Origin of the sequence: Streptomyces sp. NPDC048424, assembly GCF_040651555.1 — a bacterium.
GTDB lineage: Bacteria > Actinomycetota > Actinomycetes > Streptomycetales > Streptomycetaceae > Streptomyces.
On record NZ_JBEZKE010000004.1, the window covers coordinates 132,387 to 151,455 of the forward strand.

Consider the following 19,069-nt stretch of genomic DNA (forward strand, 5'->3'; position numbering starts at 1 on the left):
TCACGGCGGCAGGGTGAACAGGAGATCAGGCTGACAATGGCCGCTGCACCTTGATCGATTGCAGCAGTCCGATCGCCACCCACACGGCGAACATCGACGAGCCTCCGTACGAGACGAACGGCAGGGGCAGTCCGGCCACCGGCATGATCCCGAGGGTCATCCCGATGTTCTCGAAGGACTGGAAGGCGAACCAGGCGATGATCCCGGCGCACACGATCGTCCCGTACAGCTCGGTGGTCTCCCGGGCGATCATGCAGGCCCGCCACAGGATGACGGCCAGCAGGAACAGGATCAGCCCGGCCCCGAGGAAGCCCAGCTCCTCCCCCGCCACGGTGAACACGAAGTCGGTCTGCTGCTCCGGCACGAACTGGCCGGTGGTCTGCGAGCCCTTGAACAGCCCGGAGCCGGTGAGCCCGCCGGAGCCGATCGCGATGCGCGCCTGGTTGGTGTTGTAGCCGACGCCCGCCGGGTCGAGCTCGGGGTTGGCGAAGGCCGCGAAGCGGTTGATCTGGTACTCGTCGAGGACGCCGAGCTGCCAGATCAGGATGGCGCCGCCGGCGCCGGTGCCGAGGAGCCCGAGCACCCAGCGGTTGGAGGCGCCGGAGGCGAGCAGCACGCCGAGCACGATGACGATCATGACCATGACGGACCCGAGGTCGGGCATCAGCATGACGATGCCCATCGGGGCGGCGGCCAGGCAGAGCGCCTTGACGACCGTGCGGTGGTCCGGGTGGGTGAGGTCGCCCGCGTCCACCCGGGTGGCCAGCAGCATCGCCATGACCAGGATGATCGTGATCTTCACGAACTCGGAGGGCTGGAGGGAGAATCCGCCGCCGATCACGATCCACGCGTGGGCGCCGTTGATGGTGGCGCCGAGCGGGGTGAGCACGGCCAGGATGAGCAGCAGCGAGAGCCCGTAGAGGACCGGCACCGCACCGCGCAGGGTGCGGTGGCCGAGCCAGACGGTGCCGATCATCAGGACGAGGCCGATGCCGGTGTTCAGGGCGTGCCGGGCCAGGAAGTAGTACGGGTCCCCCTGGTTCAGCTGGGTCCTGTTGCGGGTGGCGGACCACACCAGCAGGGCGCCCATGAAGGACAGGGCGAGCGCGGAGAGGAGTATCGGCCAGTCGAGCCGGCGCACCACGGAGTCGCGGGCCGTGAGCTTGGCCATCGCCCCGCGCTCGGGCGCGTACCGGGAGACGGAGAACTTGTTGGCGGTCTGCATGTCTTTCGGTCCTCAGTCGTGCCGTGCGGGAGTCGGGGCGGGCGGCCCGGCGAGGGCGGGCGGTTCCAGCTCCTCCGGGGACGGCGGCACGTACGGCCGGATCTCCGGGGAGTCGATGGAACCGTCGGGGCGGATCTTGGGCAGGTTCGCCTCGGGCTGCAGCAGCAGGGCCTTCTTCAGGTCCTGCTTGCCGGCCATGTCGAGACCGTAGATGGCGTTGTAGAGGTTGCGGACGGCGGGGCCGGAGGCTCCGGAGCCGGTGCCGCCCTGGGAGATCGTCATGACGATCGTGAAGTCCTTGGTGTAGGTCGCCAGCCAGGACGTCGTCTGCTTGCCGTACACCTGGGCGGTGCCGGTCTTGGCGTGCATCGGGATCTTGTCCATCGGCCAGCCCATGAAGCGCCAGGCGGCGGTGCCGCCCGGCTCGGCGACCGAGCGCAGGCCCTTGTCGAGGTCGCCGATGGTCTTGGCGTCGACCGGCAGCCTGCCGTGCGACTGCGGCTTGATCATCTCGATGCTCTTGCCGTCGGGGCTGACCAGGGCCTTGCCGACGGTGGGGTTGTAGAGGGTGCCGCCGTTGCTGATCGCGGAGTACGCGGTGGCCATCTGGATGGGGGTGACGAGGACGTCTCCCTGGCCGATGGCGAAGTTGATGCTGTCGTAGGCCTTCAGCTGGTTGCCTTCGAGGCAGCTCTCGTAGGCGATCTGCTCGACGTAGCTGCCGCCCCGCTTGCCCTGCTTGCACCAGGAGTCCTTGTTGGCCGCCCAGAAGGTCTGCTTCCACTTGCGGTCGGGGATGCGGCCGGTGACCTCGTTCGGCAGGTCGATGTGGGTCTCGGAGCCGAGTCCGAACTCGCGGGCGGTCCGGTAGAACCAGTCGTGGGCGTTCTTCTTGGGCTTGAGGCCGCCGTCGCGCTGCCACTCCTTGTGGCCGAGGGCGTAGAAGACGGTGTTGCAGGAGAACTTGAGCGCGTCCCCGAGGGTGATGGGGCCGTGCCCCTTGGACTCGAAGTTCGCGAAGCTGCGGCCGCCCATGTTGTAGGAGGCGCTGCAGTTGTACTTGCCGTCGAAGTCGTAGCCGGCCCGCACGGCGGCGCTCGCCGAGACCACCTTGAAGATGGAGCCCGCGGGGGCCTGGCCCTGGATGGCCCGGTTGAGCAGCGGGTAGTTGGAGCTCTTGCTGGTGAGCCTGGCGTAGTCCTTGCCGGAGATGCCGCCGACCCAGGCGTTGGGGTCGTAGTCGGGCTGGGAGGCCATCGCGACGACGCGGCCGGTCTTGGCCTCCATGACGACGACGGCGCCCGAGTCGGCCTCGTACTTGCGGCCGGTGATGTTGTCGGTCTCGTTGCGGACGACCTTCATCGCCTGCTGGAGCTCGAACTCGGCGACGGCCTGCACCCGGGCGTCGATGCTCGTGATGAGGGTGGCCCCGGCCACGCCCGGGTCGGACTTGGTCTGGCCCATGACCCGGCCGAGGTTGTCGACCTCGTACGAGGTGACCTCCGCCTTGCCGCGCAGCTGCCGGTCATAGGTGCGCTCGATGCCGGAGCGGCCGACCTGATCGGACCGCAGGTGCGGCGAGTCGGTGTCCTTGGCCTTCTGGATCTCGTCGTCGGTGACCGGCGAGAGGTAGCCGAGCACCTGCGAGGTACGGGCCCCGCCGGGGGCCGGGTAGCGGCGGACGGCCGTGGGCTCCGCGGTGATGCCGGGGAAGTCCTCGGGGCGCTCGCGCAGCTGGAGCGCCTGCTGCGTGGTGGCCTCCATGGTGACCGGGATCGGCTGGTACGGGGAACCGTTCCAGCAGGGCGCGGGGGTCTGGGAGTCGCAGAGGCGGACCTTCTCCATGACCTCCTTGGGGGTCATGTCCAGGACGTCGGCGAGGCGGGTCATGACGCCCTTGCCCCGGTCCTTCATCTTCATCAGCGCGGTGCGGCTGGCGGAGACGACGAGCCGGGTCTCGTTGTCGGCGAGGGGTACCCCGCGGGCGTCGAGGATCGAGCCGCGCACGGCGGGCTGGACCACCCGCTGCACGTGGTTGCTCTTGGCTTCGTGGTAGTACTCCGCGCCGTTGCGGATCTGCAGGAACCAGAGCCGGCCGCCGAGGGTGACCAGCATCGAGAGGATGAGCACCTGCATGATGACGAGCCTGATCTGCACCCGGGAGGTGCGGCCGGTCTCCGGAACGTTCGTCATGCCTGCTCCTCCCTCACAGCTTCTTGACGCTCTTCACACCCTTGACTGCCTTGACGCCCTTTATGCGGACGGCCTTGTTGGCGCGGGAGCGCGCGGTCTTCAGGCGCAGGCCGCCGCGCTGGCTGCCGATGCGCAGGCCCGTACCGCCGGCCAGCCAGCCGGCGGAGACGTCGGCGGCCTTCTTCGTGGGACCGCCGCCGGCCTCGACGGCCATCGGGTCGTTCTCGGCGCGCCGGGCCAGGGCCATGATGAACGGCACCGTGAAGGGCGCGAGCAGCAGGTCGTAGAGGGTCGCCGTGAACAGCAGCCCGGTCAGGCCCACGTGACGGGCGGCGGTGTCGCCGACGAGGGCGCCGACGCCCGCGTAAAGCAGGGTGGAGCCGATCGCGGCGGCGACGACGGTGAGCATGGGGCCCCAGGCGGAGCGGAACCGCCCGCCGTCGGGCCGGACCAGCCCGCAGACGTAGCCGATGACGCACAGCACGAGCGCGTACCGGCCGGCGGCGTGGTCGGCGGGCGGGGCCAGGTCGGCGAGGAGACCGGCGGCGAAGCCGATCAGTGCTCCGCTGACGTGCCCGTACACGAGTGCGAGGGCGACGACGGTGAGGAGCAGCAGGTCGGGGACGGCACCGGGCAGTTGGAGCCGGCCCAGGACGGTGACCTGGATGACGAGGGCGACCACGACGAGCGTGGCCGAGAGCAGGATCCGGTTGAAGCGCATGGGCGGTCTGCTCCTACTCGTCGGCCGGCTTGCCGGGGACGCTGGCGGACCCGGACGGGGTCACCGTGACGGTGACCGTCGGGGTGGGCTTGGGGGCCTCGGGCTTGGGCGGCAGGACGGCGTCGCGCGGGTCCTCGCGCGGCGGCATCACGACGACGCCGACGATGTCCAGGCGCGAGAACGCGACGGCCGGATTGACCCATACGGTGCGGGTCAGGTCTCCGCGCGAGGGGTCGACCTTGACCACCTCGCCGATCGGCACGCCGGGTACGAACGGCTTGTTGCCGCGCGAGCCGAAGGTGACGAGCCGGTCACCGGGGTTGATCTTGGCCTTGCCGTTGAGCATCTGCACGGACATCGCGCGGTCTCCCTGGCCGGTGGCGAAGCCGAGTTCGCCGGTCTTCTCCAGCCGGGTGCCGACGGTGAAGTCGGGGTCGTTGGCGAGGACGACGGTGGCGGTGTCCGGGCCGACGGTGCTGACCCGGCCGACGAGGCCGTCCCCGTTGAGGACGGTCATGTCGCGTTCGATGCCGTCCTTGCTGCCGGCGTCGATGGTGACGGTCCAGGAGAAGCCCTGGGCCGCTCCTATCGCGATGACCTCGGCGCCCTTGATGCCGTACTGTCCGGCGCCCGCCCGCTTGAGCATCTCGTCGAGCTCGTGGATGCGGCTGCGGGTCTGCTCGTCGCTGCCCAGCTTGGCCTTCAGGGCGGCGTTCTCGCGCTCCAGCGTGGCGATGCGGTTGTGCCGCTCGCCCGAGTCCCGTACCGCCCCTATGGCGTTGGCGACCGGATCGACAGCGGTCGCCACACCCTCCTCGACCGGCCCGAAGACCGCTGCCGCGGCCTGCCGGGCACCGTCGACCGGCGACTCCTCGCCTGCCCTGATGTCCACCGTGATCAACGCGAACGCGATGGCGATCAGAAGCACCAGGAGCAGCCGGCTTTCTCGTGTGTCCCTCACGTGCGGCGGCCGTGCCTTCCTCGTCGGAATTCTCTTTTGCCTGTATATCAACGATCCGCCGCACGGGCCCGGTAGCACCCGTACGGCGGATCCTTGTGTGTTCCGCATGGCCCCTCCGGCTAGGAGGGGCGTCTGTCAGCGACGGGGCTGGGCGTCCAGGACCTGCTGGAGCGCCTCGAACTCCTCGACGCACTTGCCGGAGCCGAGCGCCACGGAGTCGAGCGGGTCCTCGGCGATGTGGATCGGCATTCCGGTCTCCCGGCGCAGTCGCTCGTCGAGGCCGCGCAGCAGGGCGCCGCCGCCGGTCAGGACGATGCCGCGGTCCATGATGTCGCCGGAGAGCTCCGGCGGACACTTGTCGAGCGTGGTCTTGACCGCGTCGACGATGGCGTTGACCGGCTCCTCGATGGCCTTGCGGACCTCGGCGGCCGAGATGACGACCGTCTTGGGCAGGCCGGAGACCAGGTCGCGTCCTCGGATCTCGGTGTGCTCGTCCTTGTCGAGGTCGTACGCCGACCCGATGGTGATCTTGATCTGTTCGGCCGTCCGCTCACCGAGGAGGAGCGAGTACTCCTTCTTGATGTGCTGGATGATCGCGTTGTCGAGCTCGTCGCCGGCCACCCGGATGGACTGCGCCGTGACGATTCCGCCGAGGGAGATGACGGCGACCTCAGTGGTGCCGCCGCCGATGTCCACGACCATGTTGCCGGTGGCCTCGTGGACGGGCAGGCCCGAGCCGATGGCGGCGGCCATGGGCTCTTCGATGATGTGCACCTGACGGGCGCCGGCCTGCGTGGACGCCTCGATGACGGCGCGTCGCTCCACCCCGGTGATGCCGGAGGGGACACAGACCACGACGCGCGGACGTGCCAGGTAACGTCGCTTGTGGATCTTGAGGATGAAGTACCGGAGCATACGCTCGGTGATCTCGAAGTCGGCGATGACGCCGTCCTTGAGGGGTCGTACGGCGACGATGTTGCCGGGCGTGCGCCCGATCATCTTCTTCGCCTCGGAGCCGACCGCCAGAATGCCGCCGGTGTTCGTGTTGATGGCGACCACGGACGGCTCGTTCAGGACGATCCCCCGGCCCCTCACGTACACCAGCGTGTTGGCGGTCCCGAGGTCGATCGCCATGTCACGGCCGATGAACGACATGTTGTTCCCCTTGTTCCCCATGAGGAGCGTCTGGCCTTCCAGTTGATAGCGGCTGCTGTCAGGTCGGCGAGGTGGGTGTGTGGGTGGAGGCCCCATCGTAGTCACGGTTGTACCGACACCGCGCGACGGGACTCCGGCAATCCCGCCGGAATGGATACCCGCCCCCTTAGTGGTGACGACGTGTCCTGCCCAGGCGTTCCCGCTCGCGCCGGGAAATACCGAAGGGCGACCGAAATTACTTCGGTCGCCCCAGGTCATGAGCGCTATTTGGCTGATGTCTCGTCAGGAAAGAGTGCTCCGGAAGAGTCAGAGAGCAGGGAAGAACAGCTTCAGCTCGCGCTCCGCGGACTCCTCGGAATCCGAGGCGTGGATCAGGTTCTCCCGGGTGATGGTGCCGAAGTCACCCCGGATGGAGCCGGGCGCGGCGGCGATCGGGTCGGTGGGTCCGGCCAGCTGGCGGACACCCTCGATCACGCGTTCCCCTTCGACGACCAGGGCGACGATCGGACCGCTCGCCATGAAGCCCATCAGGGGCTCGTAGAAGGGCTTGCCCTTGTGCTCGCCGTAGTGCGCCTCGAGGGTCTCCTGGTCCAGCGTGCGCAGCTCCAGTGCGGGAATCGTCCAGCCGGCCTTCCGCTCGATGCGGCCGATGATCTCGCCGACCAGACCACGACGGACGGCGTCGGGCTTGAGCAGGACGAGGGTGCGCTGGGTCATGTTTCGGCTCCTTGCGGCAAACGGGTGCGGTGGGACGAATCTACAGGGCCATCAGGGGGCGGTCCGGCCGGTCCCCGGCCGGACCCGAAGGGGATCCGTCACGCGGTGTCGGGCGCCGCGGACGCCCCGGACGCACCGGACGCCTCCTGCGCGGCCGCCCACCTCGCCTTGATCGTGTCGATCTTCCGGCCGTAGTGCACCGAGCACCACCACAGGCCGGCGAACACCGCGCCGAGGAAGAACATCGTCGGGACGACGAACCCGCTCACGATCAGGCCGATCTGCAGCGCCCAGCCCAGCTGGACCGCCCCGGGACGCGACAGCATCCCGCACAGCAACACCGACAGCAGCATCGCGATCCCGCAGACCGTCCAGACCGTGGCCTGGGTCAGGTCGGGATCCTTCATCGCCACCAGCCCCGCGAAGCCGATCACGAAGAACTCGCCGATCAGCGTGCTCGCACACAGCGTGCGCATCCCTCAGCCCCTCTTCAGCAGCAGGCGGGCCTCGCCCACCGTGATCACGGAACCGGTCACCAGGACCCCGGCCCCTCCGTACTCGGCCTCTTCCTCCGCCAGGGTGATCGCCGCCTCCAGGGCGTCGTCCAGCCGCGGCTCCACCTGCACCCGGTCCCCGCCGAAGACCTCGACCGCCACGGCCGCCAGCTCGTCCGCGCCCATCGACCGGTGGCTGGAGTTCTCCGTGACCACCACCTCCGCGAAGATCGGCTCGAAGGCCTCCAGCACCCCGCGGACGTCCTTGCCCTCGCTCGCGGCCACGACGCCGATCAGCCGGCTGAAGCCGAAGGACTCGGTCACCGCGTCCGCCGTGGCCGCGGCACCCGCCGGGTTGTGCGCCGCGTCCAGGACCACCGTCGGGCTGCGCCGCACGACCTCCATGCGGCCCGGCGAGGTCACCGAGGCGAAGGCCCGCTGCACGGTCTCCAGGTCCAGGACCCGCGCGTGCTCCTGGCCGATCCCGAAGAAGGCCTCGACCGCCGCCAGCGCCACCGCCGCGTTGTGCGCCATGTGGGCGCCGTACAGCGGCAGGAAGATGCCGCCGTACTCCCCGCCCACACCGCGCAGCGTCAGCTGCTGGCCGCCGACGGCGACCTCGCGCGAGACGACGCCGAACTCCATGCCCTCGCGGGCCACCGTGGCGTCGACCTCCACGGCCTTCTTCAGCAGCACCTGCGCCGCGTCCACCGGCTGCTGCGCCAGGATCACGGTCGCGTCCTGCTTGATGACGCCGCCCTTCTCCACGGCGATCTCGCCGGGCGTGGAGCCGAGCCGGTCGGTGTGGTCCAGGCTGATCGGGGTGACCACCGCGACCGAGGCGTCGATGACGTTCGTCGCGTCCCAGCTGCCGCCCATGCCGACCTCGACCACCGCCACGTCCACCGGCGCGTCCGCGAAGGCCGCGTAGGCCATCCCGGTGAGCACCTCGAAGAACGACAGCCGGAACTCCTCCGCGGCGTCGACCATCTCCACGTACGGCTTGATGTCGTGGTACGTCTCGACGAACCGCTCGGCGCTGATCGGCGCCCCGTCGAGGCTGATCCGCTCGGTGATCGACTGCACGTGCGGGCTGGTGTAGCGCCCGGTGCGCAGCTCGAAGGCGTTCAGCAGGCACTCGATCATGCGGGCCGTGCTCGTCTTGCCGTTGGTGCCGGTGACGTGGATGGAGGGGTACGCGCGCTGCGGCTCGCCCAGCACGTCCATCAGCGCCGCGATCCGCGACACCGACGGTTCCAGCTTGGTCTCGCCCCAGCGGGTGGACAGCTCCTCTTCCACCTCCAGCAGCGCCTTCGCGACCTCCGGGTCGACGGGCGGGGCGGGTACCGGGTCGCCCTGGGGCGGTCCGGCCTGGGCGCGCAGGGTACGGCTGCCGGCCTCGATCACCGCCAGGTCGGGGTCGCGGTCGGACTCTTCCGCCACGATCTGGTCGAACTCGTCGAAGGTGCCGGCGAGGTCGTCGTTGTCATCGCGGTCGTGGCTCTCGGGCTGCTGCTCACTCACAGGGCCAGTCTACGGACGGGGACCCGGAGGACTTTCGGCCCGGCCGGTTGGGGACTTTCGGCGGCAAGAGCGACCGGATCGTTATGCAAGCCTTGCGGGCAGCAGATAGGGGAATAAATGCCGCAGGCCAGTACCAACAAGACGGCTTCCAGCCGCGACATAGGGATAGACCTGGGGACCGCGAACACCCTGGTCTACGCGCGGGGCCACGGGATCGTCCTCAATGAGCCGTCCGTGGTCGCCGTCAAAGCGGGCACCACCACCGCCCTGGCCGTCGGGGCGGACGCCAAGGAGACCATCGGCCGCACCCCCGGCTCCATCACCGCCATCCGCCCCCTCAAGGGCGGTGTGATCTGCGACTACGAGGCCGCCGAGGAGATGATCCGGCACTTCGTGCGCAAGGCCGTCCCCGGCCGCCGGCCCCGCACCCGGATGGTGATCTGCGTACCGTCCGGGGTCACCCCCGTCGAGCGGCGGGCCATCATCCACGCCTCCACCCGGGCCGGCGCCAAGGCCGTGCACCTGATCGAGGAGCCGATGGCGGCGGCGATCGGCGCCGGACTGCCCGTGGCCGAACCCCGCGGCTCCATGGTCGTGGACATCGGCGGCGGCACCTCCGAGGTCGCCGTCATCTCCCTGGGCGGCATCGTCACCTCCCAGTCGCTGCGCGTGGGCGGGGACCGGCTCGACGCGGCGATCATCGACCACGTGCGCAAACGGCACGCTCTGCTCATCGGGGAGCGCACCGCCGAGGACGTCAAGCTCGCCATCGGCTCGGCCTGGCCGGTGCCGGACCGGCCGGAACTGGAGACGCGCACCTTCACCGTGCGCGGCCGCGAGAAGGTCGGCGGCATGCCGAAGACGCTGGAGCTGGGCGCCGCGGACGTCCGGGCGGCCCTCGACGAGCCGGTCGAGGCGATCATCGCCGCCGTGCGCACCACCCTGGAGGAGTGCCCGCCCGAACTGTCCGGCGACGTGATGGAGCACGGCATCGTCCTGACCGGCGGCGGCGCCCTGCTCCCCGGCCTGGACCTGCGGATGGCCTCCGCGACCGGCATCCCCGTCTTCGTGGCGGACAACCCGCTGGACTGCGTGGCGCCGGGCTCCGGCCGGTGCGTGGAGGACCTGGACACGCTGGGCAGCCTGCTGGTCCCGGCGAAGGCCTAGACGGCCTGGCCGGGGACGTCCGTCAGCCGCGCGGCAGCGTGGCCACGACCTCGTACGCGTCCTGGGTGCGGCGCGCCGTCAGGGTCCCGCCCAGGCTGCGTACGCGCTCGGACATGCTCGCCGTGCCGGAGCCCGCCGAGACGGGGGCCCGGCCCGGGGTCCGGGCCGGCAGCGCGTTGCTCACCGCGATCCGCAGCCGGGGGCCGTCCGCCGCGATCGACACGTCGATGGTCTCCCCGTGCGCGTGCTTGGCGGCGTTGGTCAGGCACTCCTGCACCACCCGGTAGACCGCCGCCTGCCGCAGCGGCGACAGCCCGTGCACCTCCCGGTCCATGGCGAGCCGCACGGGCGAGCCCGCCCGCCCGCTCTCCTCGGCCAGCGCGGGCAGCCCGTCCACGCCCGGGGTCGCGGCCCGCTCCCCGCGCTGCACGATGATCTCGTTGAGCACCAGGTGGGCCCGGCGCGCGGTGTCGGCCAGCTCCTCGAAGTCCTTCGCGTGCGTCGTCTCGCGCGCCCGCACCGACAGCACCTCGGAGCGCACCGTCAGCAGGGTCAGTTCCCGGCCGACGAAGTCGTGGACGTCGCGGGCGACGGAGGTGCGCTCCTGCTGGACGGCCTGCAGCACGGCGGACTCGGCCCGCCGGGCGGTGAGCTCCCCCACCAGGTCGTGCCGGTAGGCGGCGATGCCCACCGCCGCGGCGAGCACCCCGATGGGCACGAACAGGCCGAGGAAGCCGCTGAGCGTCTCGGCCTTGTCCGCCGCCCAGCCCGGCACGCAGGAGAACAGGAGCAGCGCGAAGCCGACGTACCCGATCGTGGCCAGGACCGCGGCCCGCCGGCCCCGGTAGCGGCCCACCGAGTACAGCGCGAACTGGATCAGGGTCAGCTCGTGCAGCCAGCCGATGAACAGCAGCGCGGCCACGTACGAGATCCAGGGCGTCCGGCGGCGCACCAGCAGGCTCGCGCAGCCCACGGCGAGCACGACGGCGGCGGCGGGCCCGCTCAGCGAGTTGTCGGCGGCGGCGAGTCCCGGCAGGTCGAGGGCCATCAGGCCGAGGCAGCTCAGTGCCGTGAGCACGTCCAGCGCGCGCGGCGACCCGGCCCAGCTCTCGGTGAGCCGGCGGCCGGAGGCCACGCACCGGTGGTACGCCGAGACGAGGGGCTGGACGCGCATGCCCTCCATCATCCGTGGTCAGCGCATCGGATCGGATCGACGGAGACCGAAACTGGAGTGATTTAGGGCACTTCGGACAGGCCGGAGGTCCCTGTCGAAGGTCCCCGTCGAAGGTCCCTGCCGGAAGTCCCGGCCGGAAGTCCCGGCATCCCGCGACCTTGCGCCCTGCCGCGGACCCACCGGGCCCTCATAGCGTCGGAGGAATGACGACCGCGACGATCACCCACCGGGGTACCGCCCTGCTCCTGCTCATCGGCGGCCTGATCGGCGCGCTGGCCTCCGGAGTCCTCGCGTACGACCGCATCCGCACCCTGGAGGACCCCCTCTTCACCCCGGGGTGCAACGTCAACGCCGTCCTCAGCTGCGGGGACGTGATGACCACCTGGCAGGGCAATCTGCTGGGCTTCCCGAACACCCTGCTCGGCATCGCCGGCTTCGCGGCCCTCGCCGCCCTCGGCGCGGCACTGACGGCCGGGGCGGTGTTCCCGCGCGGGATCTGGCTCGGCCTGTGGGCCGCGGTGGCCGTGGGCTTCGGCTTCACCGTGTGGCTGATCGGCCAGTGCCTGTACGTGATCGGCGCGCTGTGCCCGTGGTGCACGGCCGTCTGGGCGGTGATGATCCCGCTGTTCTGGTACGTCACCCGGCACCTGGCGGCGCCCGGCTCCCTGCTGCGGGCGCTCCCGCACTGGCTGGTGCCGCTGGCCGGGTACGCGGTGCTGGCCGCGCTGGTCCTGGTGCGGTTCGGCACCCGCCTGCTGTGACGCCGTCCCCCGCACGGGGAAGGGATACGGCGAAGGCCCCCGCACCGACCGACGGTGTGGGGGCCTTCGCCCTGTGCCTGCGGACCGCTAGGCGGCGGGCAGCGCGGCCAGCTGGGCCTGGAGGCGCGCGATGTCCGCCTCGGCCTTGGCGAGCCGGCCCTTGATCTTGTCCACGACGTTGTCGGGGGCCTTGGCGATGAACGCCTCGTTCCCCAGCTTCGCCTCCGCCTGCTGCTTCTCCTTCTCGGCGGCGGCCAGGTCCTTGCTCAGCCGCTTGCGCTCCGCCGGGATGTCGATCGTGCCCGACAGGTCGAGCGCGACGGTGGCGCCGCCCACCGGGAGGGTCGCGGTGGCCTCGAAGCCCTCGCCCTCCGGCTGCAGGCGCAGCAGCTGGCGGATGGCGGCCTCGTGCAGGCCCAGCGTCGTGCCCGACAGGTCCAGGCGGCCCGGGACCTTCTGCTTGTCGTCGAGGTTCTGCTCCCTGCGGAACCGGCGGACCTCACGGACCAGGCTCTGGACGGCCTCGATCTCGGCCTCGGCGGCCGCGTCGCGGAAGCCGCTGTCCTTCGGCCAGTCGGCGATCACGAGGGACTCGCCACCGGTCAGCGTGGTCCACAGCGTCTCGGTGACGAACGGGACCACCGGGTGCAGCAGGCGCAGCATGACGTCGAGGACCTCGCCGAGGACCCGGGCGGAGGCCTTGGCCTGCTCGCCGCCCGCGAAGAAGGTCGTCTTCGACAGCTCCACGTACCAGTCGAAGACCTCGTCCCACGCGAAGTGGTAGAGGGAGTCCGACAGCTTCGAGAACTGGTAGTCGTCGTAGAACGCGTCGACCTCGGCCACGGTCTTGTTGAGCCGCGACAGGATCCAGCGGTCGGTCGCCGACATCTCCTCGACGGCCGGCAGCTCGCCCTCGATCGTGGCGCCGTTCATCAGCGCGAAGCGCGTGGCGTTCCAGATCTTGTTGGCGAACTTGCTGGACGCCTGGACCCAGTCCTCGCCGATCGGGACGTCGACGCCCGGGTTGGCGCCGCGGGCCAGGGTGAAGCGGACGGCGTCGGAGCCGTACCGGTCCATCCAGTCCAGCGGGTTGACCGCGTTGCCGAAGGACTTCGACATCTTCTTGCCGCGCTCGTCACGGACCATGCCGTGCAGGGCGATGGTGTGGAACGGCGGGGTGCCGTCCATCGCGTACAGACCGAACATCATCATCCGGGCGACCCAGAAGAAGAGGATGTCGTAGCCGGTGACCAGGACGGAGTTCGGATAGAACTTCGCCAGGCTCTCGGTCTGGTTCGGCCAGCCGAGCGTGGAGAAGGGCCACAGGCCCGACGAGAACCACGTGTCGAGGACGTCGGTGTCCTGGGTCCAGCCCTCGCCCGCGGGCGGCTGCTCGTCCGGTCCGACGCAGACGACCTCGCCATTCGGGCCGTACCAGACGGGGATGCGGTGGCCCCACCACAGCTGGCGCGAGATGCACCAGTCGTGGAGGTTGTCGACCCAGTCGAAGTAGCGCTTCTCCATCTCCTGCGGGTGGATCTTGACCCGGCCGTCGCGGACCGCGTCACCGGCGGCCTTCGCGAGCGGGCCGACCTTGACCCACCACTGCATCGACAGGCGCGGCTCGATGGTGGTCTTGCAGCGCGAGCAGTGGCCGACGGAGTGGGTGTACGGGCGCTTCTCGGCGACGATCCGGCCCTCGGCGCGCAGCGCGGCGACGATGGCGGAGCGGGCCTCCAGCCGGTCCAGGCCCTGGAAGGGGCCGTGGGCCGTGATGATGGCGTGCTCGTCCATGACGGCGAGGTTCGGCAGGCCGTGGCGCTGGCCGATCTCGAAGTCGTTCGGGTCGTGCGCCGGGGTCACCTTGACGGCGCCGGTGCCGAACTCCGGGTCGACGTGCTCGTCCGCGACGACCGGGATGCGGCGGCCGGTCAGCGGAAGCTCGATCTCGGTGCCGACGAGGTGCTTGTAGCGCTCGTCCTCCGGGTGGACGGCCACGGCGGTGTCGCCGAGCATCGTCTCGGCGCGGGTGGTGGCCACGACGATGGAGGCGTCACCGTCCCCGTACCGGATGGAGACGAGCTCGCCCTCGTCGTCCTGGTACTCGACCTCGATGTCGGAGATCGCGGTGAGGCAGCGCGGGCACCAGTTGATGATGCGCTCGGCCCGGTAGATGAGCTCGTCGTCGTAGAGCTTCTTGAAGATGGTCTGGACGGCCTCGGAGAGGCCCTCGTCCATGGTGAAGCGCTCGCGCGACCAGTCGACACCGTCACCGAGGCGACGCATCTGGCCGGAGATCTGCCCGCCGGACTCGCCCTTCCACTGCCAGACGCGCTCGACGAACGCCTCGCGGCCCAGGTCGTGGCGGGACTTGCCCTCCTTGGCGAGCTCGCGCTCGACGACGTTCTGGGTGGCGATGCCGGCGTGGTCCATGCCGGGCTGCCACAGCGTCTCGAAGCCCTGCATGCGCTTGCGGCGGGTCAGGGCGTCGATGAGCGTGTGCTCGAAGGCGTGGCCCAGGTGGAGCGAGCCCGTGACGTTCGGCGGCGGGATGACGATGGTGTACGGGGGCTTCTCGCTCTTCGCGTCGGCCTCGAAATACCCACGCTCTACCCAGCGCTCGTAGAGCTTCCCCTCTACCTCGGCCGGCGTGTACGCGGTCGGCAATTCGGAGTTGGGGCTGCTGGGTGTCTGCGTGTTCTCGGTCACGGGCCACAGTTTACGGCCGTGCCCGTCCAGTCATGAAACCGTTGACGTGCCGCCTGGCCTTGTCGGCAGCGGCTTCCTGCTTCATCACGCCGTGCCCGGGACTCTCGCCCTGGTCTTACCCGCGCTCCGCGAGGCGTTTGTCCTGTCCGCCCGCCCGGCGGCCAGGGTGTTGATCGCTGCGTTCTCGTCCCGATCGTGGACCGTGCCACATGCTGCGCAGGTCCACTCACGAACATGGAGCGGCTTGGGGCCGTCTCTGTGGCCGCACGTGGAGCAGGTCTGGGAGGTCGGCTCGAAGCGGCCGATCTTCGCGAGGTATCGGCCGTGCTTGGCAGCCTTGTACTCCAACATCCTCACGAAGGTGCCCCAGCCTGCGTCGTACACCGATTTGGACAGCCGGGTCCGGCCGATGGCATGCACCGCAAGGTCCTCCACGTACACCGTTTGGTTGTCGCGGATGATCCGTGTGGACGCCTTGTGGTGCCAGTCCCGGCGCCGGTCAGTCACCCGCGCATGCTGCCGGGCCACCTTGATCCGCACCTTCGCCCGGTTGTTCGAGCCCTTCGTCTTCCGTGACAGATCACGCTGAAGTCTCCTGAGCTTCCTCTCCGCCCGCCGCAGGAAGCGCGGAGAGGAGATCTTCGTGCCGTCGGACAGGACGGCGAACACGGTGAGGCCGAGATCAATGCCGACCTCGGTGCCCAGCTCGGGCAAGAGGTCCGGGGAGACGTCCACGACGAAGCTCGCGAAATAGCGGCCGGCTGAATCCTTGACGATCGTCAGAGAGCTGGGTGGGGCAGGCATCGCCCTCGACCACTTCACCTTCAGGTGGCCGACCTTCGCGACGTAGAGCGTGCCGCCCTCCTGAATGGAGAAGGCGTTGGTGTTCAGACGAATCGACTGTCGGGCGTCCTTCTTCGACTTGAACCGTGGAATTGCGACCTTGCGGCCCTTTCGCTCACCCCTGACGGAGTCGAAGAAGTTCCTGAAGGCGGCATCCAAATCCCGCAGGGACTGCTGGAGCACCACCGCCGACACCTCCGCCAGCCAGGCGCGTTGCTCGGTGCGCTTGGCCTGGGTGATTCGGACCTTCGACAGTTCCGCCGACGTCACATAGGACAGTCCCGCTGCGTGCGCCTCCCTCCGGTCGCGGAGGCAGTCATTCCACACCACACGAGCACACCCGAATGCCTGCGCGAGCCGGGTGCGGTGCCGGGCATCCGGATACACCCGGTAGTTGTAGCGAAGCTGCACGCTCAAGACCGTAGGCATCCGAGCCGCCGGGGAGGGCGGCGTGACCTGAAATGCCGGTAACAGGCCGGATCTGGCGACTTCATGTCACAACAGCGGTAACAGTCGCGTACTGAACCGCACCCCGCGGTCCGCGCCACCCCTGGCTTCCGCCAGGATGTGTGGAACGGATAAGCAAAACGGATAGCCAACCTCATTGGGGGACGCGGGATGAGTTACAACCAGCCAGGGCCCTACGGGCAGCAGCCGCAGCAGCCGGGACCGTACGGGCAGCAGCCCCAGCAGCCGGGTCCGTACGGCCAGCCCGCCCCTCAGCCCGGGCCCTACGGCCAGCCCGCCCCGCAGCCGGGCTACGGCTACCCGCAGCAGCCGGGCGTTCCCCCGCAGGGCTACCCCCAGCAGCCTCCGACGCCGGCGTACGGCTACCCCCAGCAGGCTCCGTACGGCGGGCAGCCGCCGAAGAAGTCCAAGGCCGGGGTGATCATCGCCGTGGTCGTCGCGGTCGCGGTCGTCGCGGGCGCCGGCTGGTACTTCACGAAGGGCGGCGGCGCGGGCGGCGCCATCGCGGCCGACACCAAGGGCTACAAGCTGGCCTACCCCGCTGCCGTCGACAGCTACCAGAAGGCGCCGGACACCGCGGGTGCCCCCGCGGCCGACGCCCCGGTCACCGGTGAGGGGAAGGCCAAAGCCGAGGCGCTCGGCGTGAAGAACGCGCACAACGCCACCGCCAAGTACCAGATCGGTGCGGACGGGAAGGGCAAGCAGTTCGCGGCCAATGGACTCTGGGGCGATGTCTCGGACCCGGAAAAGGCCATCGATGCCTACTACGCCGGCATCGGCCAGAACAACAAGGAGACCGAGAAGCTGGGCTTCAAGTATGAACTCGTCGGCTCCCCGAAGGAGTTCACTCCGGCTGGTTTCAAGGGCGCCGTGATGAAGTGCGCCAACGTCAAGATGATCAGCACCAAGCCCGGCACCGCCAAGACGCCCAAGGACGTCGAGATCCCCTCCTGCGCCTGGAGCGACCACTCGACGCTGGTCGGCATCAACGCCGTCGACCCTGTCGCAGCCGCGCTCGGCGGAAACAGCGGCACTCTTGACGAGGTGGCCGCGCTGACGGCGAAGCTCTACAACACCAGCCGCACCAAGGCCTGATACGGCAAGGGCCCAGCATGCGCGCTGGGCCCTTGGGCCATGCCGTCAGTCACGCGCCGCCTGATAGCACGCCTCGCGAACGTCGTCGTACTTCACACCCAGCTGGATCATCCGAGCGATACAGCCTTGCTCACCGACGAATCCCCCCTCGCCGAGATCGCAAGCGCCGACGACGCCGGATCCCACGTTGTAGCCCAGGTTCCGCAGGTAGTTCTGGCAGTCCCCGGACGTGGCCTGCGCGGGCGACGCCGCGAACAGAGGAAGCGCACTTGCCATTGCCGCCGCTGCCGCGATCCCGATGATCCGTCGCGCCTTGCTCATGTACCTACTCCTTGCGATTCGTTTCCTACCAGCCGGTAGTCAACTCGCCGATGAGCGCGGACTCAACGAACAATCGAACCTATAGCCTATTTCCGCATCTTCTTGGCTGATCTCACACGCCAGGAGGGCCGGTCCCAGCCAGTTGGCTGGAATCGACCCTCCTGTGTAATGCCTGGTGTAGCTACGCAGACTTCTCGTGCGGGCCCTGGTCCTTCGGGACGATCCGGGGGACCAGCGTCGGGTTGACGTTGGAGCGGACCACGTCGGAGGTGATGACCACGCGGGCCACGTCCTTGCGGGACGGGACCTCGTACATCACCGACATCAGGACCTCTTCCATGATGGCGCGCAGGCCGCGCGCGCCGGTCTGGCGGAGGATCGCCTGGTCGGCGATGGCCTCGAGGGCCTCGCGCTCGAAGTCCAGCTCGACACCGTCGAGTTCGAACAGCCGCTGGTACTGCTTCACCAGGGCGTTGCGCGGCTCGATGAGGATCTGGAGCAGGGCCTCGCGGTCCAGGTTGTGCACGGAGGTCAGCACGGGGAGGCGGCCGATGAACTCGGGGATCATCCCGAACTTCACCAGGTCCTCCGGCATGACCTCCTGGAACTGGTCGCTGGCCTCGATCTCGCGCTTCGAGCGGATCGTCGCCCCGAAGCCGATGCCCTTGGCGCCCGCACGCGACTCGATGATCTTCTCCAGGCCGGCGAAGGCGCCGCCCACGATGAAGAGCACGTTCGTCGTGTCGATCTGGATGAACTCCTGGTGCGGGTGCTTGCGGCCGCCCTGCGGCGGCACGGAGGCGGTCGTGCCCTCCAGGATCTTCAGGAGGGCCTGCTGAACGCCCTCGCCGCTCACGTCGCGCGTGATCGACGGGTTCTCGCTCTTGCGGGCCACCTTGTCGATCTCGTCGATGTAGATGATCCCGGTCTCGGCCTTCTTGACGTCGTAGTCGGCGGCCTGGATCAGCTTCAGCAGGATGTTCTCGACGTCCTCGCCGACGTACCCGGCCTCCGTCAGCGCCGTCGCGTCGGCGATGGCGAACGGGACGTTCAGCATGCGGGCGAGCGTCTGCGCGAGCAGCGTCTTGCCGGAACCCGTGGGGCCCAGCAGCAGGATGTTGGACTTCGCGAGCTCGATCGCGTCGTCGCGGCCCTGCGCGCCGCCGTTCTCGCCGGCCTGGACCCGCTTGTAGTGGTTGTAGACCGCTACGGAGAGCGCCTTCTTCGCCGGCTCCTGGCCGACGACGTAGCTCTCCAGGAACTCGTAGATCTCACGGGGCTTGGGGAGTTCCTCCCACCGGACCTCGGAGGTCTCCGCGAGCTCTTCTTCGATGATCTCGTTGCAGAGGTCGATGCACTCGTCGCAGATGTACACACCGGGTCCTGCGATGAGCTTCTTCACCTGCTTCTGGCTCTTTCCGCAGAACGAGCACTTGAGCAGGTCGCCGCCGTCACCGATGCGTGCCACGAGGTGCTTCCCCTTCGCCTGGGAGACGCCTGGTTCAGCGCTCCTGGTGCCTCATATCCGACGGTACCTTGCC

The 19,069-nt window shown here is 69.4% G+C and carries 16 protein-coding genes; 3 read left to right on the plus strand and 13 right to left on the minus strand.

The window, feature by feature from the left end:
* Positions 1-25: 25 nt before the first annotated feature.
* From rodA to AB0D29_RS07480, 8 genes are all read right to left on the minus strand, one after another.
* Positions 26-1,225 carry a rod shape-determining protein RodA gene (rodA, locus tag AB0D29_RS07445; RefSeq protein ID WP_362852607.1) on the minus strand — a complete coding sequence of 400 codons (1,200 nt, stop codon included), beginning with the start codon at positions 1,223-1,225 and terminating at the stop codon, positions 26-28.
* A gap of 12 nt (positions 1,226-1,237) precedes the next feature.
* Positions 1,238-3,418: a penicillin-binding protein 2 gene (mrdA, locus tag AB0D29_RS07450; protein ID WP_362852608.1), complete on the minus strand. Its 2,181-nt coding sequence runs from the start codon at positions 3,416-3,418 to the stop codon at positions 1,238-1,240.
* A 13-nt stretch (positions 3,419-3,431) separates the two neighbouring features.
* On the minus strand, positions 3,432-4,139 hold the full coding sequence (gene mreD, locus AB0D29_RS07455; protein WP_351592434.1) for a rod shape-determining protein MreD: 708 nt from the start codon (positions 4,137-4,139) through the stop codon (positions 3,432-3,434).
* Positions 4,140-4,152: 13 nt separating this feature from the next.
* Positions 4,153-5,100, minus strand: coding sequence for a rod shape-determining protein MreC (gene mreC, locus AB0D29_RS07460; RefSeq protein WP_362852609.1), 948 nt, complete (start codon positions 5,098-5,100; stop codon positions 4,153-4,155).
* 135 nt (positions 5,101-5,235) lie between these two features.
* Positions 5,236-6,255: a rod shape-determining protein gene (locus tag AB0D29_RS07465; protein ID WP_008738981.1), complete on the minus strand. Its 1,020-nt coding sequence runs from the start codon at positions 6,253-6,255 to the stop codon at positions 5,236-5,238.
* 306 nt (positions 6,256-6,561) lie between these two features.
* On the minus strand, positions 6,562-6,972 hold the full coding sequence (gene ndk, locus AB0D29_RS07470) for a nucleoside-diphosphate kinase (protein WP_030008577.1): 411 nt from the start codon (positions 6,970-6,972) through the stop codon (positions 6,562-6,564).
* Between the two features lie 98 nt (positions 6,973-7,070).
* Positions 7,071-7,448: a DUF4233 domain-containing protein gene (locus AB0D29_RS07475; RefSeq protein WP_362852610.1), complete on the minus strand. Its 378-nt coding sequence runs from the start codon at positions 7,446-7,448 to the stop codon at positions 7,071-7,073.
* Between the two features lie 3 nt (positions 7,449-7,451).
* Entirely contained in the window at positions 7,452-8,873 is a 1,422-nt protein-coding gene (locus tag AB0D29_RS07480) for a folylpolyglutamate synthase/dihydrofolate synthase family protein (protein WP_362852811.1), read from the minus strand.
* 234 nt (positions 8,874-9,107) lie between these two features.
* Between AB0D29_RS07480 and AB0D29_RS07485 the strand changes: the two genes are divergently transcribed.
* Positions 9,108-10,157, plus strand: coding sequence for a rod shape-determining protein (locus AB0D29_RS07485; RefSeq protein ID WP_362852611.1), 1,050 nt, complete (start codon positions 9,108-9,110; stop codon positions 10,155-10,157).
* A 22-nt stretch (positions 10,158-10,179) separates the two neighbouring features.
* On the opposite strand, the gene AB0D29_RS07490 is transcribed toward AB0D29_RS07485, so the two are convergent.
* Positions 10,180-11,331, minus strand: coding sequence for a histidine kinase (locus tag AB0D29_RS07490; protein WP_362852612.1), 1,152 nt, complete (start codon positions 11,329-11,331; stop codon positions 10,180-10,182).
* Positions 11,332-11,534: 203 nt separating this feature from the next.
* Here AB0D29_RS07490 and AB0D29_RS07495 point away from each other — a divergent pair, with 203 nt between their 5' ends.
* Entirely contained in the window at positions 11,535-12,092 is a 558-nt protein-coding gene (locus AB0D29_RS07495; protein WP_362852613.1) for a vitamin K epoxide reductase family protein, read from the plus strand.
* Between the two features lie 87 nt (positions 12,093-12,179).
* Here the strand turns inward: AB0D29_RS07495 and AB0D29_RS07500 are convergent, their stop codons facing one another.
* A complete protein-coding gene (locus tag AB0D29_RS07500; protein WP_362852614.1) occupies positions 12,180-14,801 on the minus strand; it encodes a valine--tRNA ligase in 2,622 nt (873 codons plus the stop codon).
* An 84-nt stretch (positions 14,802-14,885) separates the two neighbouring features.
* On the minus strand, positions 14,886-16,055 hold the full coding sequence (locus AB0D29_RS07505) for an RNA-guided endonuclease TnpB family protein (RefSeq protein ID WP_362852615.1): 1,170 nt from the start codon (positions 16,053-16,055) through the stop codon (positions 14,886-14,888).
* Between the two features lie 207 nt (positions 16,056-16,262).
* Here AB0D29_RS07505 and AB0D29_RS07510 point away from each other — a divergent pair, with 207 nt between their 5' ends.
* Positions 16,263-17,207 carry a hypothetical protein gene (locus AB0D29_RS07510; RefSeq protein WP_362852616.1) on the plus strand — a complete coding sequence of 315 codons (945 nt, stop codon included), beginning with the start codon at positions 16,263-16,265 and terminating at the stop codon, positions 17,205-17,207.
* A 45-nt stretch (positions 17,208-17,252) separates the two neighbouring features.
* Here AB0D29_RS07510 and AB0D29_RS07515 read toward each other — a convergent pair whose 3' ends face one another.
* Both AB0D29_RS07515 and clpX read right to left on the minus strand, forming a co-directional pair.
* On the minus strand, positions 17,253-17,528 hold the full coding sequence (locus AB0D29_RS07515) for a hypothetical protein (RefSeq protein ID WP_362852617.1): 276 nt from the start codon (positions 17,526-17,528) through the stop codon (positions 17,253-17,255).
* Positions 17,529-17,709: 181 nt separating this feature from the next.
* Positions 17,710-18,996: an ATP-dependent Clp protease ATP-binding subunit ClpX gene (clpX, locus tag AB0D29_RS07520; RefSeq protein ID WP_301371147.1), complete on the minus strand. Its 1,287-nt coding sequence runs from the start codon at positions 18,994-18,996 to the stop codon at positions 17,710-17,712.
* Positions 18,997-19,069 lie beyond the last annotated feature (73 nt).